15 protein-coding genes are annotated in these 14,619 nt (G+C 42.4%); 9 read left to right on the plus strand and 6 right to left on the minus strand.

All coding sequences use genetic code 11. From position 1 onward, the window contains the following. Positions 1–85: 85 nt before the first annotated feature. Positions 86–1,813 (minus strand): hypothetical protein, encoded by a 1,728-nt coding sequence (locus tag A3774_RS13570; RefSeq protein ID WP_067868612.1) that lies wholly within the window; start codon positions 1,811–1,813, stop codon positions 86–88. A gap of 261 nt (positions 1,814–2,074) precedes the next feature. On the opposite strand from A3774_RS13570, the gene A3774_RS17205 reads away from it, so the two are divergent. After that, positions 2,075–2,572 (plus strand): DnaJ domain-containing protein, encoded by a 498-nt coding sequence (locus A3774_RS17205; protein ID WP_067868614.1) that lies wholly within the window; start codon positions 2,075–2,077, stop codon positions 2,570–2,572. On the opposite strand, the gene A3774_RS13580 is transcribed toward A3774_RS17205, so the two are convergent. Continuing rightward, entirely contained in the window at positions 2,562–3,569 is a 1,008-nt protein-coding gene (locus tag A3774_RS13580; protein ID WP_067868616.1) for a hypothetical protein, read from the minus strand. The genes A3774_RS17205 and A3774_RS13580 overlap by 11 nt on opposite strands. Before the next feature lie 63 nt (positions 3,570–3,632). Here A3774_RS13580 and A3774_RS13585 point away from each other — a divergent pair, with 63 nt between their 5' ends. The 7 genes from A3774_RS13585 (at position 3,633) to A3774_RS13615 (ending at position 9,776) form a co-directional block, all read left to right on the plus strand. After that, entirely contained in the window at positions 3,633–4,226 is a 594-nt protein-coding gene (locus tag A3774_RS13585; protein WP_197468069.1) for a TetR/AcrR family transcriptional regulator, read from the plus strand. 236 nt (positions 4,227–4,462) lie between these two features. Further along, complete coding sequence (locus A3774_RS13590) at positions 4,463–5,320, plus strand: fumarylacetoacetate hydrolase family protein (RefSeq protein WP_067868622.1); 858 nt, start codon at positions 4,463–4,465, stop codon at positions 5,318–5,320. Positions 5,321–5,611: 291 nt separating this feature from the next. After that, positions 5,612–5,902 (plus strand): EF-hand domain-containing protein, encoded by a 291-nt coding sequence (locus A3774_RS13595; RefSeq protein ID WP_067868628.1) that lies wholly within the window; start codon positions 5,612–5,614, stop codon positions 5,900–5,902. Positions 5,903–5,935: 33 nt separating this feature from the next. Next, a complete protein-coding gene (locus A3774_RS13600; RefSeq protein WP_067868631.1) occupies positions 5,936–6,280 on the plus strand; it encodes an EF-hand domain-containing protein in 345 nt (114 codons plus the stop codon). 277 nt (positions 6,281–6,557) lie between these two features. Next, on the plus strand, positions 6,558–7,967 hold the full coding sequence (locus A3774_RS13605) for a HAMP domain-containing sensor histidine kinase (protein WP_067868634.1): 1,410 nt from the start codon (positions 6,558–6,560) through the stop codon (positions 7,965–7,967). Beyond that, entirely contained in the window at positions 7,960–8,454 is a 495-nt protein-coding gene (locus tag A3774_RS13610) for a hypothetical protein (RefSeq protein WP_067868637.1), read from the plus strand. The genes A3774_RS13605 and A3774_RS13610 overlap by 8 nt, the downstream gene beginning before the upstream one ends. Further along, positions 8,451–9,776, plus strand: a complete 1,326-nt coding sequence (locus tag A3774_RS13615) for a sigma 54-interacting transcriptional regulator (RefSeq protein ID WP_067868640.1) — start codon at positions 8,451–8,453, stop codon at positions 9,774–9,776. The genes A3774_RS13610 and A3774_RS13615 overlap by 4 nt, the downstream gene beginning before the upstream one ends. Before the next feature lie 23 nt (positions 9,777–9,799). On the opposite strand, the gene A3774_RS13620 is transcribed toward A3774_RS13615, so the two are convergent. The 4 genes from A3774_RS13620 to purU all read right to left on the minus strand — a co-directional run bounded on the left by A3774_RS13620 (position 9,800) and on the right by purU (position 12,923). Continuing rightward, entirely contained in the window at positions 9,800–10,594 is a 795-nt protein-coding gene (locus A3774_RS13620; RefSeq protein ID WP_082792447.1) for a replication protein P, read from the minus strand. Then, on the minus strand, positions 10,512–11,441 hold the full coding sequence (locus A3774_RS13625; protein WP_067868646.1) for a DnaT-like ssDNA-binding domain-containing protein: 930 nt from the start codon (positions 11,439–11,441) through the stop codon (positions 10,512–10,514). Before A3774_RS13625 ends, A3774_RS13620 begins: the two co-directional genes overlap by 83 nt. Before the next feature lie 70 nt (positions 11,442–11,511). After that, positions 11,512–11,919 (minus strand): CBS domain-containing protein, encoded by a 408-nt coding sequence (locus tag A3774_RS13630; RefSeq protein ID WP_067868648.1) that lies wholly within the window; start codon positions 11,917–11,919, stop codon positions 11,512–11,514. A 149-nt stretch (positions 11,920–12,068) separates the two neighbouring features. Continuing rightward, entirely contained in the window at positions 12,069–12,923 is an 855-nt protein-coding gene (purU, locus tag A3774_RS13635) for a formyltetrahydrofolate deformylase (protein ID WP_067868650.1), read from the minus strand. A gap of 167 nt (positions 12,924–13,090) precedes the next feature. Between purU and A3774_RS13640 the strand changes: the two genes are divergently transcribed. Next, on the plus strand, positions 13,091–14,617 hold the full coding sequence (locus tag A3774_RS13640) for a thymidine phosphorylase family protein (RefSeq protein ID WP_067868652.1): 1,527 nt from the start codon (positions 13,091–13,093) through the stop codon (positions 14,615–14,617). Positions 14,618–14,619 lie beyond the last annotated feature (2 nt).

Here is a 14,619-nt window from a genome sequence, read left to right on the forward strand (position 1 = left end):
AGATTCGACACCTTTATCAAAACGGGTAACTCTCTCTTTTTCAAGATGATGTGTCAGATCTAGTCTGAGCTAATTCACCTTAGCGCTAAGGTGCTTTAATATCCGCTTCACTCTCAATTAAAATGCCCTGCTCATTCAGATTAATATCCATCTTCACTCGCATATCCATATTTTTCAATACGTCTAGCTGCTCAGTGACTTCTGGATCACCTGCCATCTCTAGAATAGGCAGTATCGGCTCAAACATTTTTTTATAATCAACAGAGAAGCTCAATAGGCCATTACTTTCGACAGTTTCACCTGCTAACTGATCAGCAATCGCCTTCCCTTTCTCTCCATTATAAACAACCAAATGCTTACCTTTTAAAGCCAACATAGGTTTAATATCAACCTCGGTTGGAAGAGGCATAATTGTCGATAGATCAACAGGGCTTCCATCTGTAGGTAATTGCAGTTGCGCCAATTGTGGAACAAAAGCTTTAGCCATATTAAACAGAACAGCTGGATCCTCTGCACTCAAAGAGACGATACCATCTAAAGAGTTTAACTTAGGCGCTGAAGAGTCCATAGAAATAGAGAAATCTTGAACCCCAACCGCTACACCTTTAACCCCTTGCGCCATACCGGTAAACATACCTAAAGCAGCAGGGTTAGCTTGCTGAATATCCGCCTGCATCTCCAATAAAGGTTCACACTTATAGCTTGGCTCAAGCATGTTGCTCCAGATTGATGATAATGCGGGACCTAACTTATTCGCATCAAGCCCTAAGCCCATACCAAACACTTGCGCTTCACTAAGATAAGAAGGAATAAAACCCTGCATAGAAGTAAGCGCATCAAGCACAACTTTATTATTACTTTCCACCACTAACGCAGCCTTCATATAGCTCCGTTCAGAGGTGATTTTCAAATCATCGTGACTACGTATACCTGCTACTGTGCGCGGCCAGTTAGCTGCCATCGCTCCCATCTCAGCCTGACATTCAGCGGTGCGAACCCTATCTAGATCCGTCCCCTTTCCTTCCATCTCCATCGCTTTAGTCAACATAGATGCCAATCTATTGCCATCCGCCGTAGTAAATGCAGTGACTAGCCCTTTATGATCAAGATAAGAAAGGGTTGCATTAATAAAGCCATGTTTCGTTTGAATATCTTCCAAAATACCAGCGTCCTGCAACGAAGCTGCTGGTTTGGTTTGCGCTAAAGCCAATTCAACGTCCGACTCAGTATTCACATGCGTATTAATCGTCCAAGTCGCCCAGCCATTTTCATAAGCAACAAGCACTTCAAACTTTTCACCCTTAGCGTTACTTTCAAAGCTATACGCTCTATATACCAACTTATTTAATGTACGCGCCTCATGCTTAAAACCACTCTCCTGTTCAGCCTTATCTAAAACTGCCCACAAGCCCTGTTCATCGGTCACTTGATAACGCACAACTGGCATAAAACCGACAGCATAAACAAACGTTTTTATCTGATCAGGAAGCCCGAACGTTTTCTGAAAACTTTCTACTGAATGCGCAGCTTCAAAATAAGACTTAACTAAACTCGCAAAAAAGCGCTCCTTAGGATCTGTTCCATCATCCAGTTCTTCAAGCAAATCATCCGGAATTTTTGCTTGGGGAAACATTGTAGAATTCAGGTAATCCTTAAGGGGAAATGACTCAAGTTGACCTGAAAAGATCACACTATCCGCAGGCACGTATGCTAAAGGAGAGTATTCTGAAGAACCTGACTCGCCTTGCTGATTGACCATATAACCAACTGCACCAGCGGCAATGACTGCGCCGGCAATAATAATTTTACGCACCGTTTAAAGCTCCATTTTAATGTTTGTAAGAATCTTAACTGATCATTTTAAAACTGTCCCGATTTAGCCTAGAAAAATCGAGGCTATTCGGTATAAAAATATATACATAGTGACTCAGGTCTATAACCTAACACAGCAATATACACTCAATCTAAAGTTTGCCCCCCTATTCAGGGCCGTTTATCATGCAGGTAATGAACCTAAAGTCAGGTTATTAAAACACTGAGTTATAAAATGACTATCATCCGATAAGGGGAATTTGTGAATCCAGTCAGTTTGGTCTTATTAATTAGCATCGCACTTTTAGTGATTTTATGGGTACGCTCACTACCTAAGAAGAAAAAGCTGCCTGCGGTCATCATGATTATTCTGACACTCATTGCACTTTTTGTTCTACTGATGGCTATCACTGGACGCTTAAGCTGGGTCGCTGTTGCCTTTACAGCTCTACTACCTTTTGCTCGCCACTTAGTTCCGACCCTATTAAAAGTGCTTCCTTTTCTGAATATCTGGAATAAACATCGAAAAGAAAAGCGTCAACACAATAATAATCGAAGCTCAGCCAACCAAGGCCCATCCGGCAATAGTCAAAAGGTACGTGAGGCTTATGAAATTTTAGGCTTAAAGCCGGGTTGCTCTAAGGATGAGATCATTGCGGCCCATCGCCGTCTAATGCAAAAAAACCATCCAGATCGAGGAGGCAGTGATTATTTAGCGGCCAAAATAAATCAAGCGAAAGACACGCTACTTAACGGTTAAATCGACGATGTACTCGCTCAGGTCCAACTCGCTCAAGCCTAAGACCATCTGCGCCATAAGTAGAACTATACCCTTTAACGACTAAGCCTCCTCGCTTATCACGCCGAAATATAATCAATTCGTTACCTTCGCGGCCATCAATTTCTGTCAGATGAACTACAATTTTCCCTGCACTAAGGTGCCTCCATGTTCCTTTCTGTACAATCAAGGGCTGGCTATTTCGATAATCCTGAGTCAACAAAACGGTTTGATCAGATGATAAATCAAGGGATAAAAATCGATCTAACCCATTAGCACCTGTTAATAATGAAGTATATAACCCAGGTAACGTTCTGACCTCTAAGTCTCCTTGCCGAGCACAACCTGTAAACACCTTGCCGTTCAATACCATTCGGCTAGTGTATTCATATTCAATATCATACTGATCCCGACACCAGCGTTTTTCCAATGTTAGGCTTACCGTAAAAGCTTCAGCTCCTTCCAAATGGCTACTCCACTCAAAACCATTCCCTAAATTAATCGGTGACTCTTTAGGAAATATCAACTGAGATAATCTTCCATAATCCTGTACATAGAGGCCATCACCTCTAATGTCAGCAATCCATAAAGGGCGATCCCCTGCGGCTCGGTATTCATTGCCTGACAGCTCATAGCTACATGTGGATTGGTTCCCGCCCATTAAATGCACTTGATAGACCTCCCAAGGCTCACCAGGCACAACATGGTCTCCAGTTAACTCGGCATAAAAAACCGGAGACCCCGTTTGATTAAAACGTTTCTTTAGCTTGTTGGTATGATCCTGAATTGACTCTTCTTTGTTAACATAACAGGCTTGAAATTTTAATTCGCCATTCTGCAAAGACACTATACCTCGACGAAACAAAGGACGATCTTCGTCCGTTAAATCCGACGGTGTCGTTTTACAGCCCGATACAATCAGACAAGCGATAACAATGATAAATTGATGCTTCAACGTTATATTTTTAAAGAAAATCATATGGGTATTGCTTGAGATAGAATGAATGCCGATAATAAGCCAATAGTTCATGGAGGGCAAAAAATGGCAAGGCCAGCAGAGTTCGACCGCACGGATGTATTAGAAAAAGCGATGGACGTGTTCTGGAGAACCGGCTACAACGCTTCTTCAATTACAGATCTAGTCAAAGCAACGCAACTAAAACCCGGTTCACTTTATGGTGCATTTCAAAGTAAACGCGGATTGTTTTTGGAAGCAATCGACACTTATAGTAAACGTAGTGTTGAGCGTATCACTGCAGTGCTTAGCAAATCTGAATCCCCTCTACAAAATATAGAATCATTCTTTATTATATTCTGTGAGGAGCTAGAAAAAGATCAGATAGGCAAAGGCTGCTTCATGATTAATACAATGCTAGAACTGGCTACCGAAGATGATGAGATTAGAGAACGTGTGAGCATCTATTTAGATCAAGTCGAGCAGAGCTTCTGCAACACGGTTAGTAAAGCGCAACAACTAGGTGAGATTGATCCACACAAAAGTGCCGCAGATCTAGCGACCTATCTAATGACCAATATTTGGGGGTTGCGAGTATTAAGCAGCAAGCGCCCTAATCATAAAAAATATAAAGCGGTCATTAGTAATATTCTTTTAACCCTTACCTATTCACATCATTGATTAAGGACAACCTCAGAACTTATGTAGTTTGATTGAATAATTGATCAGACTACACGACCTTTTCCAATGCCCCACCCATCCAGCTTTTATTACCCCTATATCCACTCAGAAAACCCAGATACCCCATCACTGAAGAATATTTTTTAGTTACCTACCTTCTGTTAGATAACTAAATTGCTCTGATACCCATATAATAAACCCTACAACTGAATAACTGTTCTCTTGGGGCTCATCCTATGAAACTAGTCACTTTTAAGCACGATAACCGTGTTTCTGTAGGGATTCTCTATCAAGGAAAGATCATTCCTGCATGGTCAAACCCATTAATGCCTCAAGATATGTGTCATTTCCTATCCGGTGGGAAATCCCTACAAGAAAACCTACTCTCGTACGCAGGTAAAGCCGATATCCCCCAAGAAGAGGCAGAACTACTTGCACCCGTTCTTAATCCCCAAAAGTTTCTTGGTGTTGGGCTTAATTATGCTGACCACATTGCAGAAACAGGCTTAAAAACGCCTGAATTCCCCACTATTTTTAACAAACAGGCCAGTTGTATTATTGGTGACAGCGCGGCTATCCACCGCCCCTCAGTCTCAAATAAGCTTGATTACGAAGGCGAGCTAGCTTTCGTCATTGGGAAACGATGTCGGCATGTTCCTTACGAACAAGCTCAACATGTTATTGCGGGCTATACCATTGTTAATGATATCTCAGTACGTGACTGGCAAATTAAATCCCCAACATGGACTTTAGGAAAATCCTTTGATACCCATGGTCCTATGGGGCCTTGGATAACAACCGATAATATAGACCCTCACGCATTAGAACTTAAAACATGGGTTAATGGAGAGTTACGGCAACACTCCAATACAAAAAACCTCATCTTTGATTGCTATGCCCTAGTTGAAACACTCTCGACAGTCTGCACTTTAATGCCTGGTGATGTTATCGCGACGGGCACATGCTCTGGTGTAGGAGTATCAATGAAACCACGAGGCTACTTAAAGCCAGGCGATACTGTCACTGTCGAAATTGAACATATTGGACGTTTATCAAATAACATCATTGCAGAGCCCACTACTCCGCTCTATTAAAGCATCTAAACAACACTTTATCACAGCCACTATTTATAGGTGTCTCCATTTGGAAACCTTCTAACTTATTGTTTTATATAAATAAGTATATTAACCACTCAATTACTGTCTGCAAATGGAGACAGTATTGAAGAGATAAACATACTAAGTTTAAGCAGGCCTTTCCAAAAAAGCCAAAAACACAATATAACTAATTGTTTTTAAATGCTTTTAAAAATATGGCACAAGTATTGATATATCTAGTTCGATTTTAAACTTTCGAACTGCCATATTTTATCTAGGAGATAAATCATGAAAACAATTAATTGGGTATTTGCTTCACTAATCGCTACTTCTTCAACTGTTGCACTAGCAGAAGAAGCACCAACAACTGCGGTAGAAACTCAAACTGAAGTTACTACAAGTGAACAGCCTGCAGAGAAAAAAGTTTTTAACAAACTTGATGCAGACCAAGATGGAAAAATCAGCCAAGAAGAAGCAAAAAATTACCCTAAACTGGTTGAAGGTTTCGATAAAATCGATGCCGATAGCGATGGTTTTTTAAGCCCTGAAGAATTCACTCGTCCACACAAAAAATCATAATCGGACAATCATAAGTTTTCTGGGAGAATCATTATGAAAGTAACAACATGGGCACTTGCGTCTCTACTAGTTATTTCATCATCAGCAAGCATCGCTGACACAGTAATTGCTGCAAAAATCCAATCGGATGATGCGCAGCCCGATGTGATGACTAATGAACAACCTAAAGCGCCTAGTATTTTTGAAAAGCTAGATGGAAACAAAGATGGCAAAGTAAGCCCACAAGAAGCGCAAGTATCCCCCGCTCTTGTAAAAGGTTTCGATAAAATCGATACCAATAAAGATGGCTTCCTAAGCCCTGACGAGTTTTCCCAACTTCAGGTTAATGCAACGCCAGCCCCTACTTTCATAGTAATGGCTTCTCTACAAACGTTGTAAACGGGTTCACTAGTGTGTGGAGGGGTAGCTTAAACTGATTCCGAGACAGCCTCAGTTAGTTATCTCTCCTCCTTCTGGTAACGGTTGAGTAGAGCATCCATGTCCACAAACATAGCCGCCAGCTCTACTTAACAGGCTAGGAATCCTCCACGGGGTTCCTAGCCCCCCTAATTTTTTCAAACCACCTCAATTAGTAAAAACAGATGGAAATACTATCCAATTAAAGCTCTATTCATGGATAATAGACATACACTTGTTAAATAAAATACTCTATTAAATGCCAAATCATAACCGGCGCGGTTGGCGCTTAAGTTCACTAAAGCAGTTAGTGTTACTTTCCTTCTTAGTAGTGGTCACACCTTTTGGTATCTTGATCTACTATGCAACAGATGCCCTTGTTGAACAATCAGCAGAGGGGCGCGTACTTGCTAAACAAGCACTAGAAGTCACTCGCCGTGGGCAACGCTTAGAAGGCCTAGCCGAAGACATTACTCGCTCTGCCCGTCAATACCAGATTCTCGCCAAGCCAGAAATAAAACAACGCTTAACTCAAAACCTGCTTGATTACCGAGAACAACTCTCGATCCACAGCTTCATACTGACCCAAGTTGAGCAGCTTAACCAAATCAGTACACTCTTAGATAATATTGAACAATATCAGTCAGAAGACGCTAATAACCTACTCGGATTAACACGCGAGATAAATCAGCAGGTTGACCTGATTCTTGACCAGCGATTACAAGCGCTCAACTCAACCGCTCAACATACACAAACCCAGCTAAGTACACTTGCGATCATTTTATTGGTTATAGAGATGCTGCTGATCCTATTTTTTAGTTTTAGCATTATTCGCCCGGTTCGCCGCATTGCAGATAGAATACAAGCACTAGGTACAGGTGAGGAATATACTGGAGCAATGGTAGGAGGCCCTGACGAGCTGGTCGAATTAGAGCAACAGCTTGATTGGCTCACCGATCGCTTAGCCGAAGTAGAAAATGAGAAACAGCGCTTTTTACGCCATATGTCCCATGAATTAAAAACGCCCTTAACCACTTTACGAGAAGGCTCCGACCTATTGGCAGATCAGATCACTGGGCCACTAAATACAAGCCAAATGGAAGTCACTCAATTACTACAAAGTAACTCAAGGCAGCTACAATCATTAATAGAACAGCTGTTAGACTACAGCCGTTTACATCAAAACGAATCTGTTAATTTTCATCGCGTCAAACTACTTCCAGTCTTAACTGAAGCGATCGAGCCTTATAAATTATTACTTGAGCAAAAAAAGATACACCTTAGCCTTCCTAAGGAAGATCATGAATGGGTCACCGACCGTGCTATGTTGGTAAGAATTATAAGCAACTTAGTCTCTAATGCTGCGCTATATGGGAGTAATGAAGGTGATCTCACGCTGAGTATTAGCCAAACAAATGAACACTGTCTTATTAACGTAGAAAATGATGGCCCCACTATCCCTCTTAAAGATGTTCCTCTGCTATTTGAACCGTTTTATCAAGGCCAAAATAGGCGACAAGGACCAGTAAAAGGCTCAGGTATAGGTCTAAGTATTGTCCATGACGCAGCCGAGTCCTTAGGCGCAACGGTTAAATTAGCAAAGAATGAAAATCACCGCGTTGGTTTTAGCGTTTGCCTTCCCATTTCGGAGCACCCTATTAATGATTAGATACATTCCTCTCACTTTATGCCTATTCATCTTACAAGGCTGCGAATTGAACGAAACAAAACCGAGTATTGAAGTAGAAACCATTTCAGAACAAAAAAGCTGCCGAATAGAGCCTGCTAATCTCGACCGTTTACAAAAAATAGAAAAGCTCTTTTTAGAAAACCCTGAACGACGTAGCCGAATAATGCAAAATGCTATCCGAGATAAAGACCAGACGCTTCTTGCTTTGCTGCTCTCAACACCGCTATCCTCTAAAGAACAGCTCCAACAAGCAAAACGCTATTACGCCAAATTTGTACTTTATCCAGATAAAGCCTGCCCTGGCGATCGATATTTCGACTTAAGAGATCAATTAACCTCTGCCCTACTGTGGATGAGAGCTGAGCAAGACAATCTATTACAAGAAAACAAAACATTGCAGATTAAAATAGATGCCTTAACTCAGATAGAAACTGATTTAAGTAAAGACAAAGAGATTCAGGAATGAAACCTCATATCCTTTTAGTCGATGATGACGCCTCTTTGCTAAAGCTTCTATCAATGCGTTTAGAGGCCAGTGGTTACCAGATTAGTTGTGCCGAAAGTGCAGAAGCGGCCCTAGAGGTGTTAGACGATAAGATTGATCTTCTGGTTACCGATCTACGAATGGAAGGTATGGATGGTATGGCACTGTTTAAACAAGTGCAGCGCCTTTATCCACAGCTCCCTGTTGTTATTATCACTGCCCATGGATCTATTCCTGAGGCCGTCACCGCTACCCAACAAGGCGTATTTGGTTTTTTAACTAAACCGATTGATCGTGACCAACTGATGCAAAATATTGAAGCCGCCTTAGCAAGCATCAGTCGAAGCGAAGGGGAATGGCGTAATAATATTATCAGCCGTAGCCATACTATGGAGCAACTACTCCAAGAAGCAGAGCAGATAGCCGCTTCCGATGTCAGTGTACTGATAACAGGAGCGAGCGGTAGCGGTAAAGAGCTATTGGCCAATGCCATTCATAAAGCGAGTCCACGTAGTAAAAAACCCTTTATTGCCATTAACTGTGGCGCACTACCAGAGCAACTACTGGAATCAGAACTCTTTGGGCACAGCAAAGGAGCCTTCACTGGCGCAGTTAATAAACACGAAGGGCTATTTCAAGCTGCAAATGGAGGCACCTTATTCTTAGATGAAATCGGTGATATGCCAACGCCACTTCAGGTAAAACTATTAAGGGTGTTGCAGGAACGTCAAATCCGTCCCGTTGGGAGCACCGAAACCATTGCCGTGGATGTCCGTGTTATTTCAGCGACGCATCGAGATCTTGAGCAAGCGATGCAAGATAATAGTTTTAGGGAAGATCTTTTCTACCGCCTAAACGTAATCAATCTGCACTTGCCTCCCTTAAAGGACCGACCTGAAGATATTCTTCCTCTCGCGCGCTATTTTGTTGAACAAGCAGCTCTAAGGCACAACCCAAAAGTCAAAAACATCTCAAGTGCAGCCCTACAAGTACTTGCTCAATCCTCATGGCCCGGTAATGTTCGCCAGCTCGAAAATATTATTGAGAAAGTCACGGCATTAAGCACAACCCCAATCATTTCTGATACAGCTATCCACCGAGCATTAGCTAATCAAGAACAGGTCATTGCTAACTTTAATGATGCTAGGGCTGAGTTTGAAAAGAGATATCTCTGCAAAGTACTGCAGATAACTGAAGGTAATGTTACCCAAGCTGCGAAAATCGCCGGACGCAACCGAACCGATTTTTACAAATTACTGAAAAAACATGCACTGGAAGCTGCTGATTACAAAAATGCGGAGTAATCCATTACATTAATCCAACGCGATTACTGATAATCATCCGGTAGTTTAATACCCATGGTATTTGCATCCTCTTGTGCAAGCGCCTTAAAACGCTCTCGTACTTTAGAACCTTTAGGTTTAGTCAGATAAAATAGCCATTTACTCGCAATTTCAGGTTTTAGCTGATGCTCCTCTCCCCAAGATTGGATAAACGTAAAGAGTGAGTCATCGCTTTTATCAGGCAATGCGACAGGAACGGGGTTATCCAACTGCTCCCCTGCTCTTACCCGACGACAAAGAACCTCGTAGTTATATCGAAAATCAGGATATACATCCGCTGCATCTTCTGTACGTAGACGGAACCATCCCGTCGCTTTGCCCGCATGGTAAATGGCAGGGTGAGTCCACTGATGATGGGAAGCGCTGTCAGAAAAATTACACGCTTCTTCATAAGCATGTTTAGCCATGGGAAGGCCATAGTCTCCCGTCAAGCTTCTTAAAACTTTAATGAATTCAGAAATAGTCGGCATCCATGCACTATTTTCTTTACAGTAATCAATCGCAGCCACCAGCTCATTTTCAGTATAACCATCTAAGCTAAGTGCCCACTCTCGTTTTGCTATACGGATCTCATCTTGAGTTTCAAAACAGCTTTTAAACTTATGCCCATAGATCGCCATGAATCGGGCAAAGATCATATTTACAAAAGTTTTAACTTCAACACTCAGTTCGCGATTTTCCTGCTGTGTTTGATCATCACCAGTCTGTGTCTTTGATGTCCATGACTGCTGCGGTAACCCGTTTTCGCTTCTCTCGAGTATCTCGGCGGGGGTCTTCATGACTTAAACCTGCTTTTTGTTCATTATTGATACGTTGTTGGCGACCCTCTTGGGTTTGTTTCTTAACCCACTCACGTTTCACCCAACCTAAAAATTTCTGATCCCAGTTTGTCTCTTTACGATCTTTATCTAACCAATAGAGAACGAACTCATCCAAACAGCTTAAGGCAAACTGCTGTGAAATATTGTGCCTTGGTAAAAGCGCATACAAATTTTCCGATGGCTGCCAGCCTAACTCCATACCATGTAGCTGCTTATTACGCTGTTCATGTTGCTGGAATAACGCTTGCAGTTCATCGCCCTGACGTACTTTTTTAGCCCACCCAATACTACCACCAAAGGTAGGAGCGGGACCGGCATTAGGCGTCGACGTTGTTTGATAAGTACTAACCGCAGCATCAGGGTAGTAAGGCGTATCCTGCTGTGATTCTATCGACTGACTCTCCACATAATGGTCTTCATTTGTAAATTTTTGAGGTGGCGCAATTGCACGCTCTTCAACAACAGGGAGCCGACTCACCATCTCAACATCTGATGTGCTATCGGCCCCATCCTCCTTTACAGGAAGGAACGTTACACGTACACGGCCATCCTGAGAAAAAGCGACATCAACATACTCTTCCGCGACTAACAAACTGGTTAATTGAGCCAATCGTTCCTCATCCCAATAGGGTGCTAACAATAACCACTGCTGACGAGAAAGAATAAATTCGGAAGTAGCATTATTCAGATTTTCAAGCTGTAAACGCTGTTGATAAATCGTTAGCAATACAGCAGCTTCAACACCTACTTTATGAATAAGAGAGGGATAAAGCACAATAGGTGTTTCAGGAAAAGAGTAATTCATTAAATAGAACTGACCTTACAAATAAAAAAGCCGCAGTCTAAGCCACGGCTTTAGACATAACATTAAATGATCAACCGTTTTGAGCGAAGTTCTCTACTGCACGTAAAACATCACGACGACTAATCTGGCCGATCAGTTTACCATCTTTTACCACAGGTAAACGGCGACGTTTATTATTAATAAACTCTTCTGCCACTTTAATAATATCCGCATCATGGTTTATGGTGTAAACCTCTTCAGACATATACTTGCCCACAGTGCCGCCCATCTCTTCTTCATGATACGTTAGCGTGAGAATGGCTTTTAAACAATCAACTTCCGACATCAAACCAACCAAATTACCTTTGGTATCCAAAACCGGTGCCCCGGTAATATGATGCTCAAGTAGTAAGTTGATCGCTTCAAAAAGATCAGTCTCAGGCGTAAAAGTGATTAAATCAGTACACATATAATCCTGAGCTTTTACGGATCTCAACATTAGCATTCCTCCAAGGCAATAGACATCAATTACCGAATATCATAAAACCGGGAAACCTATCGCCCTTATGGCGAAACATGCCCGACACTGTCTTTATATTTACACCTAAGCGCCTAAGCCGCAACAAAATAGAACTGATCAAGATCAGCTTAATTGAATACAACCGTCTTATTACCATGTACAAGCACTTTGTCTTCTAAGTGCCAACGCAAACCTCGCGACAGTACAGTTTTTTCCACATCACGACCTAAACGCACCATATCCTCAGGCTCATCACGATGAGTAATTCGAATCACATCTTGGTCAATTATAGGCCCTGCATCCAATTCCTCTGTCACAAAATGGCAGGTTGCACCAATTAGTTTAACACCACGCTCATGGGCTTGATGATAAGGCTTAGCCCCAGCAAACGAAGGCAGGAAGCTATGATGAATATTGATAATTCGATGTGTATAAGCCGCACAAATATCCGTAGGTAGTATCTGCATATAACGAGCTAGCACGACGACATCAGCATCATGTTCTCGAATAAGATGACTGACTTTGTCAAAATGCGGTTGTTTGTTCTCTTTATCGACAGGCACATGATGGTAAGGAATTTTATGCCACTCCACCATACTTCTTAAGTCATCATGATTGGAGATAACACATACGATCTCACAATCTAATTCCCCTTCATGATAACGATAGAGCAGATCAGCTAAGCAGTGAGACTCTTTACTGGCCATAAGAATAACTTTCTTTGGCTGGGCCGAATCGGTTACTTCCCAATTCATATTGAACGACTGAGCTATAGGAGCAAAAGCCTCTTTAAACTCTTCTAGGGAATATGGCAGCGTCGTAGCACAGACCTCTACACGCATAAAAAAATAGCCGGAGCTACTATCAGAATGTTGATTAGCATCAGAAATGGAACCACCATGGCTGGAGATAAAATTACTAACCATCGCGACAATCCCTACCCTATCTGGGCACGATAACACCAACCTGAATTTACGTTCCATTAATCCCTAACTCCACAGCAAAAAATCGAGTGGACATTCTAGCAGCAGTTATCAGTGCATTGTAATTATTATAAACACCAAAAAATAATAACTATTTTGATTTTTTAACAATACTTTTCCATTCAAGCGTTCCCTCATATACTGAAAGAAGTAGGGAGACCGATTAGATGAATTACACACCAGAAAGAATGAATCCTTTAAAAGCCTGTCGCTTGGGCTTAGACACCCATCAAGAGCTCACCATTTATTTACGACAAGATAGCCCTGTATGCCGTTCAGAAGGTTTTTCTGCGCTCTCTCGCGTACTTGTTCATACAGACCATAAACATTTAATCGCTACGCTACATATGGTGACAGGCGATCTTTTGAGCCCCGGAGAGATTGGCTTTTCAGAATCCGCTTGGAAACGGATGGAACTCGAAGAAAACGTATCTGTATGGCTATCCCATCCGAAGCCCGTGCAATCACTCTCATATATCAGAGCTAAGGTATATGGTAAGGAACTGTCCGGAGAACAGCTAAAAGAGATCATTGATGATATTGTCGCCGGACGCTATGCGGATGTACATTTAGCCGCTTTTATCACTGCATGTGGTGGTGATAATTTAAATATCCGCGAGATCACTGACCTCACTAAAGCCATGGTAAATTCCGGCAGTAAAATAGAGTGGGGCCTACCTTTAGTTGTTGATAAACATTGTGTAGGCGGACTTCCGGGAAACCGCACCACCCCGATTCTAGTATCTATTTTAGCTGCCGCTGGGCTCATAATGCCTAAAACATCATCCCGGGCGATCACCTCCCCTGCGGGCACTGCGGATACGATGGAAACATTAACAAATGTTGATCTTAGCTTAGAATCTATGCGTGCTGTGGTCGAAAAAGAAGGTGCCTGTCTTGCCTGGGGTGGCTCAGTTAAGCTATCGCCCTCCGATGACCTTTTGATTCAAGTTGAGCGCGCACTAGATATTGATAGTGAGGGCCAGCTGATCGCATCAGTACTGTCGAAAAAGATTGCTGCTGGAGCGACCCATGTAGTCATTGATATACCTGTCGGCCCTACCGCAAAAGTAAGAAGTCGTGAAGCGGCAGAAATTTTATCCAATAATTTTAAAGCGGTAGCAACCACCTTAGGCTTAACAATCAGGGTACTCTTTACCGATGGTTCGCAACCGGTTGGACGCGGTATAGGCCCATCGCTTGAAGCAAGAGACATCCTCGATGTATTACAAAACACCCCCTCAATGCCACAAGATCTCCGACAACGTTCAGTGGAAGTGGCTGGGGCTATGCTGGAAATGGCGAAAGACCTTCCCCCCGGTGAAGGCATAAAAGAAGCTTTAAGTATTTTGGATTCAGGTGCTGCTTGGGAGAAGTTTCAAGCGATCTGTTTAGCCCAAGGCGCCTTAAAGTCACCTCCTATTGCTCCGTACCGGTATGAACTCATCGCCCATACCCACGGGACGGTAAAATGCATTAACAATAGAAAACTCGCCAAAGTCGCCAAACTTGCCGGAGCACCAGCGGACTTAGCCGCTGGTGTAGATTTACACTGCAAAATTGGTGACCCTGTTATCCACAATCAACCTCTTTTAACCATTCATGCCGAAAGTTCAGGTGAATTAAGCTACGCCGTAGAATATTTAGAAGACCACTTAGATGTTATTGAACTGATAGAAAAACCAAAAGGCTAACC

Origin of the sequence: Neptuniibacter marinus, from assembly GCF_001597725.1 — a bacterium.
GTDB classification, from domain to species: Bacteria; Pseudomonadota; Gammaproteobacteria; order Pseudomonadales; family Balneatricaceae; genus Neptuniibacter; species Neptuniibacter marinus.

Excerpts from the sequence above, each read along its gene's own strand:
- A3774_RS13580 (WP_067868616.1), bottom strand. The coding sequence starts at position 3,569 with ATGATTTTCTTTAAAAATATAACGTTGAAGCATCAATTTATCATTGTT.
- A3774_RS13585 (WP_197468069.1), top strand. The coding sequence starts at position 3,633 with ATGGCAAGGCCAGCAGAGTTCGACCGCACGGATGTATTAGAAAAAGCG.
- A3774_RS13590 (WP_067868622.1), top strand. The coding sequence starts at position 4,463 with ATGAAACTAGTCACTTTTAAGCACGATAACCGTGTTTCTGTAGGGATT.
- A3774_RS13595 (WP_067868628.1), top strand. The coding sequence starts at position 5,612 with ATGAAAACAATTAATTGGGTATTTGCTTCACTAATCGCTACTTCTTCA.
- A3774_RS13600 (WP_067868631.1), top strand. The coding sequence starts at position 5,936 with ATGAAAGTAACAACATGGGCACTTGCGTCTCTACTAGTTATTTCATCA.
- A3774_RS13605 (WP_067868634.1), top strand. The coding sequence starts at position 6,558 with ATGCCAAATCATAACCGGCGCGGTTGGCGCTTAAGTTCACTAAAGCAG.
- A3774_RS13610 (WP_067868637.1), top strand. The coding sequence starts at position 7,960 with ATGATTAGATACATTCCTCTCACTTTATGCCTATTCATCTTACAAGGC.
- A3774_RS13615 (WP_067868640.1), top strand. The coding sequence starts at position 8,451 with ATGAAACCTCATATCCTTTTAGTCGATGATGACGCCTCTTTGCTAAAG.
- A3774_RS13620 (WP_082792447.1), bottom strand. The coding sequence starts at position 10,594 with ATGAAGACCCCCGCCGAGATACTCGAGAGAAGCGAAAACGGGTTACCG.
- A3774_RS13625 (WP_067868646.1), bottom strand. The coding sequence starts at position 11,441 with ATGAATTACTCTTTTCCTGAAACACCTATTGTGCTTTATCCCTCTCTT.
- A3774_RS13630 (WP_067868648.1), bottom strand. The coding sequence starts at position 11,919 with ATGTTGAGATCCGTAAAAGCTCAGGATTATATGTGTACTGATTTAATC.
- purU (WP_067868650.1), bottom strand. The coding sequence starts at position 12,923 with ATGGAACGTAAATTCAGGTTGGTGTTATCGTGCCCAGATAGGGTAGGG.
- A3774_RS13640 (WP_067868652.1), top strand. The coding sequence starts at position 13,091 with ATGAATTACACACCAGAAAGAATGAATCCTTTAAAAGCCTGTCGCTTG.